The sequence below is a fragment of the Novosphingobium resinovorum genome, assembly GCF_027922145.1.
Taxonomy (GTDB): Bacteria; Pseudomonadota; Alphaproteobacteria; order Sphingomonadales; family Sphingomonadaceae; genus Novosphingobium; species Novosphingobium resinovorum.
This window is the reverse complement of record NZ_BSFC01000044.1, coordinates 218953-238800: the sequence shown is the minus strand read 5'-3', so window position 1 is coordinate 238800 and position 19848 is coordinate 218953. Positions and strand designations below refer to the sequence as shown.

Annotated in this window: 30 protein-coding genes; 3 read left to right on the top strand and 27 right to left on the bottom strand. The window is 62.5% G+C overall.

Annotated features, from left to right (window positions below; genetic code table 11):
• Positions 1 to 29: 29 nt before the first annotated feature.
• The 20 genes from rpmD to rpsJ form a co-directional block, all read right to left on the bottom strand.
• A complete protein-coding gene (rpmD, locus tag PKE80_RS23810; protein ID WP_008828220.1) occupies positions 30 to 206 on the bottom strand; it encodes a 50S ribosomal protein L30 in 177 nt (58 codons plus the stop codon).
• A gap of 5 nt (positions 207 to 211) precedes the next feature.
• Positions 212 to 946, bottom strand: coding sequence for a 30S ribosomal protein S5 (rpsE, locus tag PKE80_RS23805; protein ID WP_008828221.1), 735 nt, complete (start codon positions 944 to 946; stop codon positions 212 to 214).
• 2 nt (positions 947 to 948) lie between these two features.
• Positions 949 to 1287, bottom strand: a complete 339-nt coding sequence (rplR, locus tag PKE80_RS23800) for a 50S ribosomal protein L18 (protein ID WP_008828222.1) — start codon at positions 1285 to 1287, stop codon at positions 949 to 951.
• Positions 1287 to 1820: a 50S ribosomal protein L6 gene (rplF, locus tag PKE80_RS23795; protein ID WP_008828223.1), complete on the bottom strand. Its 534-nt coding sequence runs from the start codon at positions 1818 to 1820 to the stop codon at positions 1287 to 1289. The genes rplR and rplF overlap by 1 nt, the downstream gene beginning before the upstream one ends.
• Positions 1820 to 2215 carry a 30S ribosomal protein S8 gene (gene rpsH / locus PKE80_RS23790; protein WP_008828224.1) on the bottom strand — a complete coding sequence of 132 codons (396 nt, stop codon included), beginning with the start codon at positions 2213 to 2215 and terminating at the stop codon, positions 1820 to 1822. Before rpsH ends, rplF begins: the two co-directional genes overlap by 1 nt.
• A 12-nt stretch (positions 2216 to 2227) precedes the next feature.
• Positions 2228 to 2533, bottom strand: a complete 306-nt coding sequence (rpsN, locus tag PKE80_RS23785) for a 30S ribosomal protein S14 (protein WP_008828225.1) — start codon at positions 2531 to 2533, stop codon at positions 2228 to 2230.
• Between the two features lie 26 nt (positions 2534 to 2559).
• Positions 2560 to 3141 carry a 50S ribosomal protein L5 gene (rplE, locus tag PKE80_RS23780; RefSeq protein ID WP_008828226.1) on the bottom strand — a complete coding sequence of 194 codons (582 nt, stop codon included), beginning with the start codon at positions 3139 to 3141 and terminating at the stop codon, positions 2560 to 2562.
• Positions 3134 to 3451, bottom strand: coding sequence for a 50S ribosomal protein L24 (rplX, locus tag PKE80_RS23775; protein ID WP_271184624.1), 318 nt, complete (start codon positions 3449 to 3451; stop codon positions 3134 to 3136). The genes rplE and rplX overlap by 8 nt, the downstream gene beginning before the upstream one ends.
• Positions 3451 to 3819, bottom strand: a complete 369-nt coding sequence (rplN, locus tag PKE80_RS23770; RefSeq protein ID WP_008828228.1) for a 50S ribosomal protein L14 — start codon at positions 3817 to 3819, stop codon at positions 3451 to 3453. The genes rplX and rplN overlap by 1 nt, the downstream gene beginning before the upstream one ends.
• A 195-nt stretch (positions 3820 to 4014) precedes the next feature.
• Positions 4015 to 4284, bottom strand: a complete 270-nt coding sequence (gene rpsQ, locus PKE80_RS23765) for a 30S ribosomal protein S17 (RefSeq protein ID WP_008828229.1) — start codon at positions 4282 to 4284, stop codon at positions 4015 to 4017.
• Positions 4285 to 4295: 11 nt separating this feature from the next.
• Positions 4296 to 4499: a 50S ribosomal protein L29 gene (rpmC, locus tag PKE80_RS23760; protein WP_008828230.1), complete on the bottom strand. Its 204-nt coding sequence runs from the start codon at positions 4497 to 4499 to the stop codon at positions 4296 to 4298.
• On the bottom strand, positions 4499 to 4933 hold the full coding sequence (rplP, locus tag PKE80_RS23755; protein WP_008828231.1) for a 50S ribosomal protein L16: 435 nt from the start codon (positions 4931 to 4933) through the stop codon (positions 4499 to 4501). Before rplP ends, rpmC begins: the two co-directional genes overlap by 1 nt.
• 21 nt (positions 4934 to 4954) lie before the next feature.
• Entirely contained in the window at positions 4955 to 5650 is a 696-nt protein-coding gene (gene rpsC / locus PKE80_RS23750) for a 30S ribosomal protein S3 (protein ID WP_008828232.1), read from the bottom strand.
• 3 nt (positions 5651 to 5653) lie between these two features.
• Entirely contained in the window at positions 5654 to 6031 is a 378-nt protein-coding gene (rplV, locus tag PKE80_RS23745; RefSeq protein WP_008828233.1) for a 50S ribosomal protein L22, read from the bottom strand.
• On the bottom strand, positions 6028 to 6309 hold the full coding sequence (gene rpsS, locus PKE80_RS23740; protein WP_008828234.1) for a 30S ribosomal protein S19: 282 nt from the start codon (positions 6307 to 6309) through the stop codon (positions 6028 to 6030). The genes rplV and rpsS overlap by 4 nt, the downstream gene beginning before the upstream one ends.
• A gap of 6 nt (positions 6310 to 6315) precedes the next feature.
• On the bottom strand, positions 6316 to 7152 hold the full coding sequence (gene rplB, locus PKE80_RS23735; RefSeq protein ID WP_008828235.1) for a 50S ribosomal protein L2: 837 nt from the start codon (positions 7150 to 7152) through the stop codon (positions 6316 to 6318).
• Between the two features lie 6 nt (positions 7153 to 7158).
• Positions 7159 to 7467, bottom strand: coding sequence for a 50S ribosomal protein L23 (locus PKE80_RS23730; protein WP_008828236.1), 309 nt, complete (start codon positions 7465 to 7467; stop codon positions 7159 to 7161).
• The gene (rplD, locus tag PKE80_RS23725) at positions 7460 to 8086 is read right to left on the bottom strand and encodes a 50S ribosomal protein L4 (RefSeq protein ID WP_008828237.1); all 627 of its coding nucleotides are present in this window, start codon (positions 8084 to 8086) and stop codon (positions 7460 to 7462) included. Before rplD ends, PKE80_RS23730 begins: the two co-directional genes overlap by 8 nt.
• A gap of 2 nt (positions 8087 to 8088) precedes the next feature.
• Complete coding sequence (gene rplC / locus PKE80_RS23720) at positions 8089 to 8844, bottom strand: 50S ribosomal protein L3 (RefSeq protein ID WP_008828238.1); 756 nt, start codon at positions 8842 to 8844, stop codon at positions 8089 to 8091.
• Between the two features lie 334 nt (positions 8845 to 9178).
• Positions 9179 to 9490: a 30S ribosomal protein S10 gene (rpsJ, locus tag PKE80_RS23715; protein ID WP_007011873.1), complete on the bottom strand. Its 312-nt coding sequence runs from the start codon at positions 9488 to 9490 to the stop codon at positions 9179 to 9181.
• Positions 9491 to 9703: 213 nt separating this feature from the next.
• Here rpsJ and PKE80_RS23710 point away from each other — a divergent pair, with 213 nt between their 5' ends.
• Positions 9704 to 10204 (top strand): hypothetical protein, encoded by a 501-nt coding sequence (locus PKE80_RS23710; RefSeq protein WP_271184623.1) that lies wholly within the window; start codon positions 9704 to 9706, stop codon positions 10202 to 10204.
• A gap of 194 nt (positions 10205 to 10398) precedes the next feature.
• Here PKE80_RS23710 and tuf read toward each other — a convergent pair whose 3' ends face one another.
• From tuf to PKE80_RS23685, 5 genes are all read right to left on the bottom strand, one after another.
• On the bottom strand, positions 10399 to 11589 hold the full coding sequence (gene tuf / locus PKE80_RS23705; RefSeq protein WP_008828240.1) for an elongation factor Tu: 1191 nt from the start codon (positions 11587 to 11589) through the stop codon (positions 10399 to 10401).
• Between the two features lie 125 nt (positions 11590 to 11714).
• Positions 11715 to 13799 (bottom strand): elongation factor G, encoded by a 2085-nt coding sequence (gene fusA, locus PKE80_RS23700; protein WP_008828241.1) that lies wholly within the window; start codon positions 13797 to 13799, stop codon positions 11715 to 11717.
• 117 nt (positions 13800 to 13916) lie between these two features.
• Positions 13917 to 14387 (bottom strand): 30S ribosomal protein S7, encoded by a 471-nt coding sequence (gene rpsG / locus PKE80_RS23695; protein ID WP_008828242.1) that lies wholly within the window; start codon positions 14385 to 14387, stop codon positions 13917 to 13919.
• A gap of 185 nt (positions 14388 to 14572) precedes the next feature.
• Positions 14573 to 14944, bottom strand: a complete 372-nt coding sequence (gene rpsL / locus PKE80_RS23690; protein ID WP_007011879.1) for a 30S ribosomal protein S12 — start codon at positions 14942 to 14944, stop codon at positions 14573 to 14575.
• 499 nt (positions 14945 to 15443) lie between these two features.
• A complete protein-coding gene (locus PKE80_RS23685) occupies positions 15444 to 16109 on the bottom strand; it encodes a hypothetical protein (RefSeq protein ID WP_271184622.1) in 666 nt (221 codons plus the stop codon).
• Positions 16110 to 16222: 113 nt separating this feature from the next.
• Here PKE80_RS23685 and PKE80_RS23680 point away from each other — a divergent pair, with 113 nt between their 5' ends.
• Both PKE80_RS23680 and PKE80_RS23675 read left to right on the top strand, forming a co-directional pair.
• The gene (locus tag PKE80_RS23680; RefSeq protein ID WP_271184621.1) at positions 16223 to 17011 is read left to right on the top strand and encodes a DUF7946 domain-containing protein; all 789 of its coding nucleotides are present in this window, start codon (positions 16223 to 16225) and stop codon (positions 17009 to 17011) included.
• A 329-nt stretch (positions 17012 to 17340) separates the two neighbouring features.
• Positions 17341 to 17946, top strand: coding sequence for a hypothetical protein (locus PKE80_RS23675; RefSeq protein ID WP_271184620.1), 606 nt, complete (start codon positions 17341 to 17343; stop codon positions 17944 to 17946).
• Between the two features lie 6 nt (positions 17947 to 17952).
• Here PKE80_RS23675 and PKE80_RS23670 read toward each other — a convergent pair whose 3' ends face one another.
• Together PKE80_RS23670 and PKE80_RS23665 are read right to left on the bottom strand one after the other, a co-directional pair.
• Positions 17953 to 18357 (bottom strand): hypothetical protein, encoded by a 405-nt coding sequence (locus PKE80_RS23670; RefSeq protein WP_211150382.1) that lies wholly within the window; start codon positions 18355 to 18357, stop codon positions 17953 to 17955.
• A 77-nt stretch (positions 18358 to 18434) separates the two neighbouring features.
• A complete protein-coding gene (locus PKE80_RS23665; protein ID WP_370424445.1) occupies positions 18435 to 19814 on the bottom strand; it encodes an aromatic ring-hydroxylating oxygenase subunit alpha in 1380 nt (459 codons plus the stop codon).
• Between the last annotated feature and the right edge of the window lie 34 nt (positions 19815 to 19848).

Below are 19848 nucleotides of genomic sequence, written 5' to 3'. Positions count from 1 at the left end.
TGTCTCGTTCAGCGTGAACCTGTGAAGGTTCAGTCGACGATCTTCACCATGTGCGGCAGCTTGGCGATGGCACCGCGCACTTCGGCGGTGTCTTCGCGCTCCACGATACGGTGCATCTTGCCGAGGCCGAGACCGATGAGGATCTTCTTCTGGCTCTCGGGGCGACGGATCGGCGAACCGATCTGCTGGATCTTGATCTTCGCCATGATGCTTACTCCACGATGGCTTCGGCAGCGGCCTCGGCCTCTACCTCGGTAGCACCACCGCGACCAAGCAGGTCGGCGATCTTCTTGCCACGACGCTGGGCCACCGACTTCGGCGAAGTCTGCGTGGTCAGCGCGTCGAAGGTGGCGCGGATCATGTTGTACGGGTTCGAGGTGCCCACCGACTTGGTGACGACGTCAGCGACGCCCAGGCTCTCGAACACGGCGCGCATCGGACCACCGGCGATGATGCCCGTACCGGCCGGAGCCGTACGCACGTTCACCTTGCCGGCGCCGAAGTGGCCCTTGCCGTCGTGATGGAGGGTACGACCCTCCTTCAGCGCGACGCGGATCATCTTCTTCTTGGCCGAGGCAGTCGCCTTGGTGATCGCCTCGGGAACTTCGCGGGCCTTCGAGTGACCGAAGCCCACGCGGCCCTTGCCGTCACCGACGACGACGAGCGCGGCGAAGCCGAAGCGCTTACCGCCCTTGACGGTCTTGGAGACGCGGTTGATGTGAACGAGCTTTTCGATCAGCTCTTCACCCTGCTCCTCGTCGGCGTTGCGGTTGCCGCGACGGTCGTCACGACGGCCGCCACGGCCACCGCGCTCACCACCGCGATCGTTGCCGCCACGGCCACGGCCGCCACGACCACGGCCGCCTTCGCGGTTACCCTCGAACGGCGCGCCGCCCTGGGGTGCTTCAGCCGAAACCGGCTGCGTGTTGTTGTTTTCGTCAGCCATGATCAGAACTCCAGCCCGCCTTCACGGGCGGCTTCGGCAAGCGCCTTGACGCGGCCGTGATACAGGAAGCCACCGCGGTCGAACACGACCGAGGTAACACCCGCCTTCTTGGCGGCCTCGGCGAGTTCCTTGCCCACGCGGGTCGCGGCGTCGAGGTCGGTGCCCTTGGCGCCCAGCGTGTTGGCTGCAGCGACGGTGTGGCCCTGCGCATCGTCGATGATCTGCGCATAGATGTGACGGCCGGTGCGGTGCACCGACAGACGGGGACGACCACCCGAACGGGCCTTGAGCGCGGTGCGAACGCGGCGCGCGCGGCGATCGAAGAGAGACAGCTTTGCCATTACTTCTTCTTCCCTTCCTTGCGGAAGATGTACTCACCGCGGTAGGCGATACCCTTGCCCTTGTAGGGCTCAGGCTTGCGCCAGCGGCGAATTTCGGCCGCAAGCTGGCCGACCTTCTGCTTGTCGATGCCCGAGATTTCGACCGTGGTGTTATCCGGGGTCTTGACCTCGATGCCTTCCGGCACGGCGATGTCGACGTCGTGCGAGTAGCCGAGCTGCAGCTTCAGGGTCTTGCCCTGCGAAGCGGCACGGTAGCCGACGCCCTTGATGTCGAGGATCTTGGTGAAGCCGTTGGTGACGCCTTCGATCAGGTTCGACACGAGGGTGCGCTGAAGGCCCCAGTGGCTGCGCGACTGCTTCGACTGGCCGATGGGCTGCACGGCGATCGCACCGTCGTCCACCGAGTAGGTGACGAGGTCCGACAGACCCAGGGTCAGGGTGCCCTTGGGGCCCTTTACCGAGAGAACACCGTTGTCGATGTTGGCGGTGACGCCGTTGGGAACGGCCACCGGCTTCTTACCGATGCGGCTCATTAGAACACCTCCGCCAGCACTTCGCCGCCGACGTTCTGTGCACGTGCTTCGGCATCCGAGAGCACGCCACGCGGCGTCGAGACGATGGTGATGCCGAGACCGTTGCGCACAACCGGGAGTTCCTTGGAACCCGAGTAGACGCGGCGGCCGGGCTTGGAGACACGAGCGATGTGCTTGATGGCGGCTTCGCCTTCAAAGTACTTCAGCTCGATGCGCAGCTGCGGGTGGGCGCCGGTGGCGTCGTCGGAGAAGCCACGGATGTAGCCTTCACGCTGGAGAACTTCCAGGACGCGCGCACGCAGCTTCGAGGCCGGCGACAGGACGGAGTCCTTCTTCGCCTGCTGGCCGTTGCGGATGCGGGTGAGCATATCACCCAGGGGATCGGTCAATGCCATTGCTTCTAACCCTTACCAGCTCGACTTGGTCACGCCGGGGATCATGCCCTTGTTGGCAAGATCACGCAGCTCGACGCGGCACAGGCCGAACTTGCGGTAATAACCGCGCGGACGGCCGGTCGTGGCGCAACGGTTGCGAACCCGGGTGGGGTTTGCGTTGCGCGGGATCTCGGCCAGCTTCAGGCGAGCAATGAGACGCTCGGTTTCATCGAGCGACTGATCGTCAGCGACCGCCTTGAGGCGTTCGTACTTGCCTGCATACTTCTTGACGAGCTTCTTGCGACGCTCATTCTTGTTCACGGAACTCAGTTTCGCCATGGACTTAAGCTCTCTTCCTCAGCGGCTCACGCCGCCTCCTGCTGTTCCGACTCTTCAGCCGGGAACGGGAAACCGAACAGACGCAGCAGCTCGCGCGCTTCGTCGTCGGTCTTCGCGGTGGTGGTCACGATGATGTCCATGCCACGAACCTTGTCGATCTTGTCGTAGCTGATCTCCGGGAAGATGATCTGCTCCTTCAGGCCCATGGCGTAGTTGCCACGGCCGTCGAACGACTTGGGGTTCAGGCCACGGAAGTCGCGGATGCGGGGCATCGCGATCGTGACGAGACGATCCAGGAACTCGTACATGCGCTCGCGGCGGAGCGTCACCTTGCAGCCGATCGGCATGCCTTCGCGCAGCTTGAACTGTGCGATCGACTTGCGGGCCTTGGTGATGACGGGCTTCTGACCGGCGATGAGTTCCATCTCGGCAGCGGCAGTCTGGACCTTCTTCTTGTCCTGGCTGGCTTCACCGACGCCCATGTTGAGCGTGATCTTCTCGATCTTCGGGATTTCCATCACGTTCTTGTAACCGAACTTCTCGGTCATCGCCTTCGCGATTTCAGCGTCGAACTTCGTGCGCAGACGCGGAGTGTACTGCTCAGCCATCGATCGTCTCCCCGGACTTCACGGCCACGCGGACCTTGACGCCGTCCTTGATTTCGAAGCGAACGCGGGTCGGCTTGCCGTCCTTGTCCGCAACGGCGATCTTGCTGATCGCCATCGGAGCGGGAACGCGGTCGATGCCACCCTGCGGGTTCTGCTGGGTCGGCTTGCGGTGCTTGGTAGCGACGTTCACGCCTTCAACCACGACCTTGCCGTCCTTCGGGATAACCTGAAGCACGGTGCCGGTGCGGCCCTTGTCCTTGCCGGACAGGACGACGACGGAGTCACCCTTCTTGATCTTAGCGGCGGCCATTACAGCACCTCCGGCGCGAGCGAGATGATCTTCATGAAGCCACGGCCGCGCAGTTCGCGCACCACGGGGCCGAAGATACGGGTGCCGATCGGCTCCTCGTTCTTGTTGATCAGCACGGCAGCATTGCTGTCGAAGCGGATCACGCTGCCGTCCGTGCGGCGCACGTCCTTGCGGGTGCGCACGATCACAGCACGGTGAACGTCGCCCTTCTTGACGCGAGCGCGGGGCTGCGCCTCCTTGATCGACACCACGATGATGTCGCCGACGCCGGCGAAACGACGCTTGGAGCCACCCAGTACCTTGATGCACTGGACGCGCTTCGCGCCGCTGTTGTCCGCCACGTCGAGATTGGATTGCATCTGGATCATCGATCCGAGTCCTTCTCATCTGGCTTGCCGGAACCAGTCCGGCAGTTCCTAAAAAGACAGGCCCCCGAAGAGGCCCGAGTCGCCCTGCGCGGGCGAAGGCGGCCCTTTGCCGCATTCACCCGCGAAGGTCAACACTTGTGTCAGGTAAGGCCAAAGCCGGGACTTTGCAGCCCCGGCTTCGATCTCAGCGGAGGATCAAACCTCGGCTTCGAGTGCCGTACCCTTGCTCGCCTGAAGACGGTCAAGAACCTTCCAGGTCTTGGTCTTCGAGTAAGGCGCCGTCTCCTCGATCCGGACTTTCTCGCCGGTCTTGAAGGCGTTGTCCTCGTCGTGGGCGTGGTACTTCTTCGAGCGGCGGATGATCTTCCCGTAGAGGGGGTGCTTCACCTTGCGCTCGACGAGCACGGTCACGGTCTTGTCCGTCTTGTCGGAGACGATAGTCCCGCTAAGAATACGCTTGGGCATCGTGTTTCTCCTTACGCCTTCGCCGCGGCGGAACGCTCAGCCTGGAGCGTCTTGATGCGGGCGATGTCGCGACGGACTTCCTTGATGCGTGCCGGGGCTTCGAGCTGGCTCGTAGCAGCCTGGAAACGCAGGTTGAACTGCTCGCGCTTGAGATCGACGAGGTCAGCGGTCAGCTGGTCGTCGGTCTTGGCGCGAAGATCTTCGGTCTTGGCCATTATTCGCCTCCCAGGTGCGAGGTGTCACCGAGGCGGGCGACGACCTTGGTCTTGATCGGCAGCTTCATCGCGGCGCGGCTGAAAGCCTCGGCGGCGAGCTGGCCGGCAACACCGTCCACTTCGAACAGGATACGGCCGGGCTTGACGCGGGCCGCCCAGTATTCGACCGAACCCTTGCCCTTACCCTGACGGACTTCGGCAGGCTTCTTCGAAACCGGCACGTCCGGGAAGACGCGGATCCAGAGACGACCCTGGCGCTTGAGGTGACGCGTGATCGCGCGGCGGGCCGCTTCGATCTGGCGGGCGGTGATCCGCTCGGGCTCCATGGCCTTGAGGCCGTAGGAACCGAAGTTCAGGTCGGTGCCACCCTTGGCGTCGCCCTTGATCCGGCCCTTGAAGGCCTTGCGGAACTTGGTCTTTTTCGGTTGCAGCATGGTGCTAACTCTATCCTAGACTCAGCGGGCCGGACGGACGCCGGAGGTCTGAGCCTCCATCATCAGTCGATCCTGCGCCATCGGGTCGTGACCAAGGATCTCGCCCTTGAAGACCCACACCTTGATGCCGATGATACCGTAGGCGGTCAGCGCCTCGGCAGCGGCATAGTCGATGTTCGCACGCAGCGTGTGAAGCGGAACGCGACCTTCGCGGTACTGCTCCAGACGGGCGATTTCAGCGCCGCCGAGACGGCCACCGCACATGATCTTGATGCCTTCGGCACCCAGACGCATGGCGGACTGCATCGCGCGCTTCATCGCACGGCGGAACGCCACGCGGCGGATCAGCTGGTCGGCGATACCCTGGGCGATCAGCTTGGCATCGACTTCCGGCTTGCGGATTTCGACGATGTTCAGCTTCACTTCGCTCGAGGTCATCGCGGCCAGCTGCTTGCGCAGCTTCTCGATGTCCGCGCCCTTCTTGCCGATGATGACACCGGGACGGGCAGCGAAGATCGAGATGCGGCACAGCTTGGCCGGACGCTCGATCACCACCTTCGAGATCGCAGCCTGCGGCAGGGTCTCGATGATGAACTTGCGGATCTTGAGGTCTTCCTCAAGCAGCTTGCCGTAGTCCCGGCCTTCGGCGAACCAACGGCTGTCCCAGGTACGGTTGATCTGCAGGCGCAGACCGATCGGATTGCTCTTATGACCCATGGATCAGGCCTCCTCGACTTCGCGAACGACGATCCGCAGGCGCGAAAACGGCTTCAGGATGCGCGTGGACTTGCCGCGGCCACGAGCGTGGAAACGCTTCATGGTCACCGACTTGCCGACCGACGCCTCGGCGACGACGAGAGCGTCGACGTCGAGGTTGTGGTTGTTTTCCGCGTTGGCGATCGCCGAGGCGAGAACCTTGCGGGCGTCGACCGCCATGGCCTTCTTGGAGAAGGCCAGGACGTTCATCGCGTCTTCCGCGCGCATGCCGCGGATCAGGGCGGCGACAAGGTTGAGCTTCTGGGCCGAACCACGAATGTTCGTGTTGACCGCAAGAGCTTCCTTGTCACCTACGCGGCGGGGTGCTGCTTGCTTGCTCACTTGCGCTTGCCCTTCTTGTCGGCGGCGTGGCCGGGGAACGAGCGGGTGGGAGCGAACTCACCCAGCTTGTGACCGACCATGTCCTCGTTGACCGCAACGGGAATGAACTTGTGCCCGTTGTACACCTGGAAGGTGAGACCAACGAACTGCGGGAGAATGGTGGAGCGACGCGACCAGGTCTTGATCGGACCAGCGCGGCTGCCGGCATCCTGCGCGACTTCGGCCTTCTTGAGAAGGTAGAGGTCGACGAAGGGGCCTTTCCAGACGGAACGTGCCATCGTGACTTACCTCTTCTTCTTGGCGTGACGCGAACGGATGATGAGCTTGTCCGTCTGCTTGTTGTTGCGGGTGCGGGCACCCTTGGTCGGCTTGCCCCAGGGCGTAACCGGGTGACGACCACCCGAGGTACGGCCTTCACCACCACCGTGCGGGTGGTCGACCGGGTTCTTGGCGACGCCGCGGGTAAGCGGACGACGGCCCAGCCAGCGACCGCGACCGGCCTTGGCGAGGGTCTGGTTCGAGTTGTCGGGGTTCGAGACCGCGCCAACCGTGCCCATGCAATCGCCGCGCAGGTAGCGCTGCTCGCCCGAGTTCAGGCGGACGATGACCATGCCGCGGTCACGACCGACGACCTGGACATAGGTCCCTGCCGAACGTGCGATCTGGCCGCCCTTTTCGGGCTTCATCTCGACGTTGTGGCAGATCGTGCCGACCGGCATCTGCGACAGAAGCATGGCGTTGCCCGGCTTCACGTCGGTCTTCTCGCCGGCGACGATGACGTCACCGACTGCCAGACGCTGCGGCGCGATGATGTAGGTCAGTTCGCCGTCCGTGTACTTCACCAGCGCGATGAACGCGGTGCGGTTGGGATCGTACTCGATCCGCTCCACGGTGGCTTCCATGTCCCACTTGCGACGCTTGAAGTCGATGAAGCGGTACTTCTGCTTGTGGCCGCCAGCGATGCCGCGCGAGGTCACGTGACCCTTGTTGTTGCGGCCGCCGGTCTTGCTCTTGCCTTCGGTCAGCGCCTTGAGGGGCTTGCCCTTCCAGAGCGACGACTTGTCGACGAGGACCAGGCCGCGGCGTGCGGGGCTGGTCGGGTTGTAATGCTTGAGTGCCATCGGAAATTAACCCCGCGCGCCTTCGGTGATGTCAATCGACTGGCCTTCGGCCAGCGTGACGATCGCCTTCTTCACGTCGCTGCGACGGTAAGCCTTACCGCGCCAGCGCTTGGTCTTGCCCTTGACGACGAGCGTGTTCACGCCGGTCACCTTGACATCGAAGATTGCCTCGACGGCAGCCTTGATCTCGGGCTTGGTCGCCTTGTCGGCCACCTTGAAGACGACTGCGTTCTGCTCGGAAAGCAGGGTCGACTTCTCGGTGATGTGCGGGGCGACGATCACGTCATAGTGACGAATGTCGACGGACTTAGCCATTGAAACGCGCCTCCAGCTTCTCGACAGCGGCGCGCGTCAGCACCAGCGTATCATGCTTCAGGATGTCGTAGACGTTCGCGCCGACAGCCGGGAGAACGTTCACGCCGACGATGTTGCGGGCCGCCAGGGCGAAGCCCTCGTTGACCTGATCGCCGTCCATGACGAGAACCTTCTTGCCGAAGTTCGCCTTGGCGAGCTGACCGGCCAGAGCCTTGGTCTTGGCGTCGGCGACGTCGAGCGAGTCGACGATCACGAGGCCGTTCTGAGCCTTGGCCGAGAGGGCCATCTTCAGACCGAGCGCACGGATCTTCTTGTTGAGCGAGATGTTGAACTCGCGGCGACGGGCACCGTGAGCCTTACCACCGCCGATGAACACCGGAGCAGCGCGGTCGCCGTGACGAGCGGTACCACCGCCCTTCTGGTTGCCGAACTTCTTGCCGGTGCGCGCGACTTCCGAACGCTCGCGGGTCGCACGGGCGATGCCGCGACGGTTCTCGAGCTGCCAGGTGACGACGCGGTGCAGGATGTCCGCGCGCGGCTCGAGGCCGAACACGTCGTCCGAAAGCTCGATGTCGCCGTTGGCGGTCGAACCGTCGATGTTGAGGACCTGAACCTTCATGATTAGCCCTCCTGGCCTTCGGTCGCTTCGGGCGCCGCGGTTTCAGCAGGCGTGTCGGCAGCGGCCGTGTCGTTGGTGTTGCCAACCGACTTGATGCCGGCGGGGTACGGAGCCTCGCCGTGACGGTCGACCTTGACGGCGTCCGCAACGGTCAGCCACGAGTTCTTCGCGCCCGGGACCGAGCCCTTGACGAAGATCAGGCCGCGCTCATCGTCCACGCGGACGACTTCGAGGTTCTGCTGGGTGCGCTGACGGTCGCCCATGTGGCCGGCCATCTTCTTGTTCTTGAACACCTTGCCCGGATCCTGACGGTTACCCGTCGAACCGTGCGCACGGTGCGAGATCGACACACCGTGGGTGGCGCGCATACCGCCGAAGCCCCAGCGCTTCATAGCGCCCTGGAAGCCCTTACCCTGGGTGTGGCCGCCCACGTCGACGAGCTGGCCCGGGACGAAGTGCGAAGCCGCAATCGTCGCGCCAACCTCGAGGAGGGCATCGTCGGCGACGCGGAATTCCGCGACGCGCATCTTGAGGGGAACCTGAGCCTTGGCGAAGTGTTCGCGCTGCGGCTTGGCAACGTTCTTCTGCTTCGCTTCGCCGGCACCGAGCTGAACGGCGACGTAGCCGTCACGTTCTTCGGTACGGACTGAGACGACCTGGCAATCCTCCAGCGCCAGGACGGTGACGGGCACGTGGCGACCGTCCTCCTGGAACAGGCGGGTCATCCCGACTTTCTTTGCGATCACGCCGGTACGCATGACCTTACTCCTTACAGAGGCGTACGCAGGACCATCCCCCGCACGCATGTCCAACCCTGTGTGTGATACGAACCCCGTCCGGGTCAGGTGCTCCCTGCAAGCCCCGAAGGACTGACGGAAGCGAGACGGGGGACGCATTCCCGAACGAAACCCGAAGGCGTCGCCGGAGGTATCCCTTGTGTCCCTTCGGGCTTTTCCCTCAGGGCGCTGTCTCTGCGGGTTTCTCCCCGCAAAGCCGGCTAGCGAAGCCGACAAGATAGTCCTCGATCTAGTTAGGGTCCGATCGGAAAGGACCATCGGGGCGACCTCTTCAGATCACCCCGTTAAACCGGCTTCAGGCCAGCTTGATCTCGACGTTCACGCCGGCCGCGAGGTCCAGCTTCATCAGCGCGTCAACGGTAGCGGCGTTCGGCTGCACGATATCAAGCAGACGCTTGTAGGTGCGGACTTCGAACTGCTCACGCGACTTCTTGTCGATGTGCGGACCACGGTTGACCGTGAACTTCTCGATCTTGGTCGGCAGCGGAATGGGGCCACGAATCAGAGCGCCGGTGCGGCGGGCCGTGTCAGCGATTTCGCCAGTAGCCTGGTCGAGCACGCGATGGTCAAACGCCTTCAGGCGGATACGGATGTTCTGAGCTTCCATTACCTACTACCGATGAGAAAGAGCCATAGGACACGAGGTCCCGTCAAATTCGAACCGCGCCCCTACACGTGAAGGGCGAGTCGGGCAAGCCCTGATTTTACGCGGATCGGCAGGTTTTCGGCGGCACGAAGCGCGGTTCGTCGCATCGGCCCTTCCCTGCGCCCGATGCACTCCCTAGGTTGGCATCGCGACGCCTAACAGAAGCCGCTGCCAATGCCCTCCACTACCACGACAATTTCCAGCGTGCTTGCCGCGCTGACCCTCGCTTGCCTTGCTTCCGCGCCCGCTGCCGCCGCAGGCTCTGCCTACGGCCCCACCGGAAGCGAAATTCCCATCGATCTCGACGACACCGACGTTCTCACGGCCCACGTCGACATACCCGACCCAAGGGGCGGCCCGATAGACGATGCCTGCCGCGACGCAGCCCGCGCCAGCAATGGAGGCAACGACGGCACGATCGTCGTCTGCTCCCACGGCGGCGACGGCTCCAGCGAGCGGGTTCCCGCATCGAAATCCGTCGACGAGAGCACGCGCACAGGGGCGCTGCATCCGCCGGACCTGTGGAACCTCCCGGGCTGCCTCGGCCCGTGCATCACCATACCATTCGGCAAAGTGCCGGAGCCCGTCTATTACATCGACCTGAAGTCCATTCCCGAGGCGCCCAAGGGGTCGGATGCGTGGAAGATCGCACGGGGCGAACTGCGGCAGCCCTGAGCCGCACCGTCTGAACGCCCTCCCCTTCCGTCATTGCGAGCGTAGCGAAGCAATCCAGGGCAGTGCTGCACCGCCCTGGATTGCTTCGCTACGCTCGCAATGACGAGACGAAGCATCCCATAAACGCGAAAAGCCCGGCGTCTCTTTCGAGACGCCGGGCCAATCACTTCAGCCGTTGTTGGCCGATCGACGAATTACTTCGTGATCGAGGCAACGACGCCCGAGCCGACGGTGCGGCCGCCTTCGCGGATTGCGAAGCGCAGACCTTCGTCCATGGCGATCGGAGCGATCAGCTTGACCGACAGCGAGACGTTGTCGCCCGGCATGACCATCTCGGTGCCCTCGGGGAGGATCACTTCGCCGGTCACGTCGGTGGTGCGGAAGTAGAACTGCGGACGGTAGTTCGCGAAGAACGGGGTGTGACGACCGCCTTCGTCCTTCGACAGAACGTAGACTTCTGCCGAGAACTCGGTGTGCGGGGTCACGGTGCCCGGCTTGGCCAGAACCTGGCCGCGCTCGACGTCTTCACGCTTCAGACCGCGAACCAGTGCACCGATGTTGTCGCCGGCTTCACCCTGGTCGAGCAGCTTGCGGAACATTTCGACGCCGGTGACGGTGGTCTTCTGGGTGTTGCGGATGCCGACGACTTCGACTTCCTCACCAACCTTGACGATGCCGGTCTCGACGCGGCCGGTCACAACCGTACCACGGCCCGAGATCGAGAACACGTCTTCGACGGGCATCAGGAAGGGCTTGTCGGTCGGGCGGGGCGGCTGCGGGATGAAGTCGTCGACGGCCTTCATCAGCTCAAGGATCGATTCCTTGCCGATGTTGTCGTCGCGGCCTTCGAGAGCGGCCAGAGCCGAACCCTTGACGACGGGGATGTTGTCGCCGTCGAAGTCGTACGACGAGAGCAGTTCGCGAACTTCGAGTTCGACCAGCTCAAGCAGTTCTTCGTCGTCGACCTGGTCGACCTTGTTCATGTACACGACCAGCTGCGGCACGCCGACCTGGCGAGCGAGCAGGATGTGCTCGCGGGTCTGCGGCATCGGGCCGTCAGCAGCGTTCACGACGAGGATCGCGCCGTCCATCTGGGCGGCACCGGTGATCATGTTCTTGACGTAGTCAGCGTGACCCGGGCAGTCGACGTGCGCGTAGTGGCGGGCGTCGGTCTCGTACTCGACGTGGGCGGTCGAGATGGTGATGCCGCGCTCGCGCTCTTCCGGAGCCTTGTCGATGTTGGCGAAGTCGACGGCGGTGCCGCCGAACGCTTCAGCCATCACCTTGGTGATCGCAGCGGTCAGCGTGGTCTTGCCGTGGTCGACGTGACCGATGGTGCCGATGTTGCAGTGCGGCTTGTTCCGCTCAAATTTAGCCTTGGCCATCTTTCAAACCTTCTTTCGTCTTGATTTCGAATCTGCGGGGTATCGGAGCGGAGCCCGCGGATGCAGGCGCCGCCCCTATAACCAATCCTGCCGTCAGGCAAGAGTATGCTTGATCCCGCCCGCCCTTAGGCGAGCTTCTCCTTGACTTCGGCCGCGACGTTCGCCGGGACTTCGTCATAGTGGGAGAAGATCATCGAGTAGTTCGCGCGGCCCTGGGTGAAGGAGCGCAGCGAGTTCACGTAGCCGAACATGTTCGCGAGCGGCGTGTTCGCCTCCACGACCTGTGCGTTACCACGGCTGTCGGTGCCCTGGATCTGGCCACGACGCGAGTTGAGGTCGCCGATGACGTCGCCCATGAACTCTTCCGGGGTCACGACCTCGACCTTCATGATCGGCTCAAGCAGCTTGATGCCGGCCTTCTGGGCGACTTCACGCATGGCACCGCGACCGGCGATTTCGAACGCCAGGGCGCTCGAGTCGACGTCGTGGTACGAACCGTCGTAAAGGACGATTTCGAAGTCGATGATCGGGAAGCCGACCAGCGAGCCCGAGGCAGCGGTTTCGCGCATGCCCTTTTCGATCGCGGGGATATATTCCTTCGGAATGTTACCGCCCTTGATCTCGTCCTTGAAGGTGATGCCCGCACCGCGCTCGCCCGGCGTGACCTTGACCTTCACGCGGCCGAACTGACCCGTACCGCCCGACTGCTTCTTGTGGGTGTAATCCACGTCCACAGCCTTGCCGAGGTATTCGCGGTAAGCCACCTGCGGCGCACCGACGTTCGCCTCAACCTTGAACTCGCGACGCATACGGTCGACGATGATGTCCAGGTGAAGTTCGCCCATGCCCTTGATGATGGTCTGGCCCGACTCGTGGTCGGTCGAGACGCGGAACGAGGGATCCTCGGCCGAGAGACGGTTGAGCGCGATGCCCATCTTCTCCTGGTCGGCCTTGGTCTTGGGCTCCACCGACAGCTCGATGACCGGCTCGGGGAATTCCATGCGTTCGAGAACGATCGGCGCGCGTTCGGCGCAGAGCGTGTCGCCCGTGGTGGTTTCCTTCATGCCGGCAAGAGCAACGATGTCGCCCGCGAAGGCCTCGTCGATGTCCTTACGCTCGTTGGCGTGCATCTCGAGGATACGGCCGACCTTTTCCTTCTTCTGCTTCACCGAGTTCAGGTACGTGCCCTTCGAGAGCGTACCCGAATAGATGCGAGCGAAGGTGAGCGAGCCCACGAACGGGTCGTTCATGACCTTGAACGCGAGAGCCGAGAACGGCGCGTCGTCGGCCGGCGGGCGGCTGTCAGGCTCGTCGCTGTCGACCTTGACGCCTTGGACGTCTTCGATGTCGAGCGGCGAAGGCAGGTAATCGACGACGGCGTCGAGCAGGGGCTGAACGCCCTTGTTCTTGAACGCCGAACCGCAGACGACCGGCACGAACGCATGGCCCAGCGTACCCTTGCGGATCAGCTTCTTGAGCGTCGCGACGTCGGGCTCGTTGCCTTCGAGGTACGCTTCCATCGCCTCGTCGTCCTGCTCGACGGCGAGTTCGATGAGCTTCATGCGGTACTCGGCGGCTTCGTCAGCCAGCTCGGCCGGAATCTCTTCGTAGAAGAATTCGGCACCAAGCGACTCGTCCTTCCAGACGATCGCGCGGTTGTGCACCAAGTCAACGAGACCCTTGAGGTCGGCTTCCAGACCAATAGGAATGTAAAGCACGGCCGGAGTAGCACCAAGACGATCGATGATCGACTGGACGCAATACTTGAAGTTCGCGCCGGTACGGTCCAACTTATTGATGAAGCACATGCGGGGGACGCCGTACTTGTCGGCCTGGCGCCATACGGTTTCCGACTGCGGCTCCACGCCGGCAACGCCGTCGAAGCATGCCACCGCACCGTCGAGCACGCGCAGCGAGCGTTCGACTTCGATGGTGAAGTCGACGTGGCCCGGGGTGTCGATGATGTTGATGCGGTATTCCTGGCCCTCTGCGGTCCAGAAGCAGGTGGTGGCAGCCGAGGTGATCGTGATGCCGCGTTCCTGCTCCTGCTCCATCCAGTCCATGGTCGCAGCGCCGTCGTGGACTTCGCCGATCTTGTAGGACTTGCCGGTGTAGTAGAGGATGCGCTCGGTCGTCGTGGTCTTGCCAGCGTCGATGTGCGCCATGATACCGATGTTACGGTACATATTCAGCGGATGGCTGCGTGCCATGGGAGAATCCTTAGCGAGGGTTTCGGGAGCGAGAGCGGCCTTCAGATAGACCCTCGCCCCCTGAAATAAAAGTGTGACGCCCGAATGACCAACTCATCCGGGCGCACACTCAGCACATTACCAGCGGTAGTGCGAGAAGGCGCGGTTCGCGTCCGCCATGCGGTGCGTGTCTTCGCGCTTCTTGACCGCGTTGCCGCGGTTGTTCGAGGCGTCCAGCAGCTCGCCCGAGAGGCGTGCCGACATGGTGGTCTCGGGACGGTTGCGCGCGGCGGTGATCAGCCAGCGGATGGCGAGAGCCTGCGCACGCTCGGGACGAACCTCGACGGGGACCTGGTAGGTCGCACCGCCGACGCGGCGCGAACGCACTTCGATCTGCGGCGCGACGTTGTTGAGGGCGTCGTGGAACAGCTGGATCGGGTCCGACTTGGCGCGGGTTTCCATGGTTTCCATGGCACCGTAGACGATCGCTTCGGCGACCGACTTCTTGCCGTCGTACATGAGGTTGTTCATGAACTTGGACAGGATGAGATCCCCGAACTTGGGATCAGGCAGGATTTCCCGCTTCTCGGGACGACGACGACGTGACATTTTTTAAACTCCAAATGGTCCGGAGCGTAGCGGAGGTCTTCAGACGTCATCCCGGACTTGATCCGGGACCGCTGGCCTCACTGGGCGCTCGGTAAGTGTTAGTACTTCAAGGCCGCTTCTAGGCTGCCAGCGGTCCCAGCCTGCGCTGGGATGACGGGTGCCCCGCCGCGAGCCTTGTGAGTGGCTTACTTCGGACGCTTGGCGCCGTACTTCGAGCGGCTCTGCTTGCGATCCTTGACGCCCTGGGTGTCGAGCACGCCGCGCAGGATGTGGTAGCGAACGCCGGGAAGATCGCGGACGCGGCCGCCGCGGATGAGCACGACCGAGTGCTCCTGCAGGTTGTGGCCTTCACCCGGGATGTACGAAATGACTTCGCGGCTGTTGGTCAGGCGCACCTTGGCGACCTTGCGAAGTGCCGAGTTCGGCTTCTTCGGGGTGGTCGTGTAGACGCGGGTGCAGACGCCGCGCTTCTGCGGGTTCTGCTCCATCGCAGGAACCTTGGACTTGGCCTTCTGCGGTTCGCGGCCCTTGCGGACCAGCTGGTTGATAGTGGGCATCTATACTCTTCTTTCAAATGGGAGTGCGATGGATCGACACCGAAACCATCGGTATCGACCCGTCGCACCCCGGTGGTCACCGGGCCGGGAGGGCCACAACTGCGATGACGGGAGAAGAGTAGACGATCACGCGATGCAGGAAGGAAACCGCGAGGCCGTCATCCCAGCGCCAAGAAAACTTGGGGGACTGGGACCGCCATCGGTTTGCCCTGCCCCCTCGTTCAAACGAGGAAGGCCGCACCCGTGAGCCGAAAAACACTCCACCCGGCCGCCGATGAGCGCTGCCGGATTACTTTGCCGCCCGCCCGAGGGATGCACCCTCACCCGATTCGGGTGAAGAGAGCGATCCGTGTCTCCCCGCTTGGCCGAGGCCCGAAAGCCACGGAAAAACTGCGAGAAACGCGCCGGAACGGCAATGTTCAGCTCTGTATATCCACCGCGAGCAAGCCCGCGAGGGATGCGCGCCTTTAGGGGATTGGGGGGATGGGGTCAAGAACAGCTATTTGTGCCGCAATAAGGTCTGGGAATTCGCGGACGGTTCGAGCGCATGAGCCGCTGGCGCACGATCGCGCTTATCAACATCCTTAATGATCCGCTGCTTTTGAAATCCAAGGCTAATTCCACCAGCATGTTCAATCATCAAAAATGACGACGCAGCCATCAAGGCAGCGACCAAGGACCATTTGGTGAAGGTGAATATAAACTCACCCCTTTTAACTCGCTTCCACTCCGCCTTTAGCAGCAACTTAGCCTCCGTAAGAACAACCGCCTCTAGAGGGCGCACCCGATCACCCCCAAAACGCTCTCCGCTCGAAAGAAGCGAAACGAGATCATGCATTGCGGAAAGCACTTTCTGCGATTGAGATTCAGATGCGTTCAATCGTAGTGAAATTAAAAATGATGATTCGTTCAATTTTGAATACAACGGAGAAATTATTTTCTGTAATTCATCGATATTTTTTTCATTACCTTGAAAGGCGTCAACTATTTGGTTAGACGATACGAGGAAATTGACCACTTCTGAACGGAGACTATTGACCCATTCCTGACGAAAGTCGGAAATTTTGGATTCCTTGCTGATAATTAGTCCCATTAAAGACACCAAGCCGGCGATAACCGCCGCGCCAATTGCACCAACCGACAAGTCACCCATCGTTTCACCCATCGCCTAAGCAGGAACCTGCGCGTACCAATCCTTGACAAACCCCGCTAATTTTCCTCTTTCGCTCCATAAGGGGGCATAAGATGGCTTTAGTTCAAGTACCATTTCAGCTTCATATGACTGGCGATCTCGCAGAAAAGCATCAATTTGAAGCTTATGACGGCTACACCGGCTTAGCAGGCTTTGCCAGAACCCTTTCCTTAGTCGCCAACTATGTTGAAACAGGAAAAATCCGACAACGCGGCGACTTTGAAGGGCGCCATTCAATAGTCGCAAACCCAATGCGCGAAGGAAGCTTAATAGCCGACTTTGCCGCTATTATTGAGAGCACGCCATTTGCTTCAATTGGGGCGGCCGCAGCTGGAATTTCAGCTGCCGAACTCCTGCGCCGATTAACAGATAGGGTGTTTAAGCAAAATCTCGGACAAGACGTCGACGAAACAGATCTTGAACATTTCGGGCGCGCACGGAGAGGCGACGTAGAAACCCTAGTCGCTATTACGGAAGCCCCAATCCGGCAAACACACCACCTGGTCAACGCCAGAGTACAAAATATAAACGTGATTTCAGGCGTAAATTTGATTAACAAATTAAACGAAGGCACAAAACAATACGTAATGAGCGACTATAAGGACGATAGCGTCACTTGCAAAGATGTGACTATATCGTCGTTCAACGCCAACTCTGGATATGGAAGCCTGTTTGACTTCGACCTAGGCCGCACCGTAGCATTCACCATGAGCCGAGAAAATTTGGCGAAATACAAGCACGTATTCTCATGGGGATTAGATCAATATTCAAATGAAACCCGTCGAAGGGTAAACGTTTGCTTCAGCAGAACACTTTGGATGGATGAACGCGCCAAACGCTACCAGATAGTGAAAGCATCGAAACCTGCTGATTGATGCTATTACCGATTAGCATCACAAACCATTTTCCTACACACCCCGGCCCGCGATACATAGGTCCGCCATGAGGGGCATCCACTCCAACACCCCATGGAGTTCCACGCCTTATGACGGACCGATCCTCCACGCCCCCGGCACATGCTCGACGCCGGCGCGGCGGTAAATCCTTTGCGGCTTCGCGGCTTCGCGTGAAATCTTCTGACGATACCGCGCCCGGCGGTGAGGCCGGGCGATCTCGTGCGCGGTCTTCCCCCTCCACCACCGACTGCGTCGGCGGTCCCCCTCCCCGAGACAAGCTCGGGGAGGAACGTGTGGGGTGCCGGTCGGTGCGGCCTTCGCGGCGCACTTCGGCCATGGCCTTCTTCGAGGACTTGCCCGAGGCGGACGATCCGCTGCTCGGCTTCGCGCCCTATCTGCACAGCCGTCCGCGCCGCAACTCGATCACGCCCGACCGGCAGCGCATGTTCATCGCCGCGCTCGCCGCCAGCGGGATCGTCACGCAGGCGGCCCGCGCGATCGGGGCGAGCCTCGAGGCGCTCTACAAGCTGCGGCTGATGAAGGGCGCCGAAGGGTTCTCGGCCGCTTGGGACAAGGCGGTCGACCGGGGCATGCTGCGGCTGCAGGACTGCGCGCTCGAACGCGCGATCCTGGGCGAGGAACGCCCGGTGGCGAGCCAGGGCAAGGTGGTCGCCACATATACCCGCCACGACACCGCGCTCATGCTGTTCCTGCTGCGCCAGCGCATGCCGGAGCGCTACGCCGCGCCGCCTACGCAGGACGCGCGGCCGGGCTCGGCGCTCTACGAGCGGGTCCGGCGCGACATCGAGGCGCAGATGCCCACCGTGGAAGAGACGCGCGCGGTGATCGACGCCAAGCTGGAGCAGCTGCGCCGTACCATCGAGGCACGGCGCACGCGGGAAGAGGACGACTGAGCCGCCTCAGCGGCGGCCGCGGCCCGGTCGGCGGCCGTCGCCGCGTCCGCCGCCATCATGATCGCCGCCGCCGCGCCACATCGGCATCTTCATGCCCTGCTGCGGGCGCATCTCGCCCCGGAACGGCTGGTAGTTGTGCTGGCCCTGAGGGGGTGCGCGCATGATGTGGTTGCGGTCGCCCCGGCGGTAGCGGTGGTCGCGGTCGTTGTTGCGGTAGTAGAAGTAGTCGTCGCTGCCCCAGTAGCCGTCGTGGATCGGGCCGTAGTACCCGTCGTAATAGCCGTCATAGGCATAAGGCGTGCCCCAGCCGACCGAGCTGTAGCCATAGCCGCCGCCATAGCCGTCCGTGGCGCAGGCGCTGAGCGCCACGGTGGAACCGGCAAGGGCCAGGGCGAGAATCTTCGTGTTCATGGACGAGCCTTTCGAGGAGGCGCGTCAAAAATGGACGGCGCGCCCGTTAACCCTCGTAAAACTCCCGAGTATGCAGCTCAGTTCCGGGGCCAGACGTCCAGCTTGGTCGGCGCCCCTCGCCCGCCCATGAAGTTCGCCAGGTTGCGGTGGAGGTTGATGACCTTCTGCTCCTGGTGCGGGTTGGGCAAGGGTCCGCGAAAGCCGCTGGACTTCATGCCCTTCTGCACGAACTGCATGTTGGAGAAGTCCTGCGCCAACACCGATCCCCAGTTCTCGCCGATGGGGTCGGCATAGGTCCACTCGGTCTGCGGCGCCTCCCCTTCCGGGAAGCGTTCGAGGGCGTAGCTTTCGAACACGCACTTGTCCGGGTCATCCTTGTAGGGGCGCACGCGGTAGCACAGCGCGAAGGTCTCGCCGTGGAGGATGTTCTGGTTGGGGAACAGGCCCCAGGCGAGGCCGCCTTCCTTCTTGATCTCGGGCGGAACCTCGGGCCAGATCACCCCGCGCGCGGCGTCGTCGGCCTTGGCGGATTTCAGCCAGTGGGCGATGCATTCCTGCGGGGTGGCGTCCTCCGGAAGCTCGATCTGGAGGCGAGCGGCGGCGTTCACCAGCGTCTCGGTGGAGGCGGAGTAGTTCACCGTCTCGTAGTTCTCGCGGATCAGCTCGTAGGTGGAAACGCGCGGGTCGTCGCCCTTGCCGGCGCGGGTGGTGCCGGCGCTCTCGCTCATCTCGAACTTGGCATCGCGCGTGTCGTAGCTGGAGACCGAGTGCAGCCCGTACTGGCGGCTCAGCGCATAGTAATCGCCATAGGCCAGCAGCTGGGTATGCGTGCCCGCGACGTGGTAGGGTTCGAGGAACGCCTCGATCGCAGTCTTCCAGTTGCAGTCGTAGATCGCCCACTGGCGCCACTTGTAGTGCATCTTCTCCAGCTGGAAGTGACCGAGGATTTCCCCCGCACGGCCCATCCACTCGGCCAGCGGCACGGCGTCGGGGTCCATCGTGATGTAGATGTAGCCGCCCCAGGTATCGACCTGGACTTCGGACAGGCAGGTCATCTCTGCCGTCAGCTTGTTCTGCCAGTCCTGCGGATCGAGGATGTAGGTGTTCTGCCCCTCGAGGTCGAAGGTCCAGCCGTGGAAGCCGCAGATGAAGTTGCGCCGGTTCGAGCCCCGGACATCATGGACCTTTCCCGGCAGCATGTCCGGCACCGACACGAGCTGGCGCCCCCGGTGCGGGCAGACGTTGTGGAAGGCCTTCAGCGAACCGTCGTCCTTGCGCAGCACGATCACGGATTCGTCGGCGACGTCGTAAGTCAGCCAGTCGCCGGGGTTCGGCAGGTCGCTCTCGCGCTCGACCATCTGCCAGACCTTGGGCCACAGCAGCGTCTTCTCCGCCGCAAGGTAGTCCTTCGAGAGAAACGCCTCGGTCGGATAAGTGGCGAGCACTTCGGCGTCCATGTCCGCTGCGGTCAGACGGCTGGGCTCGTAAGCC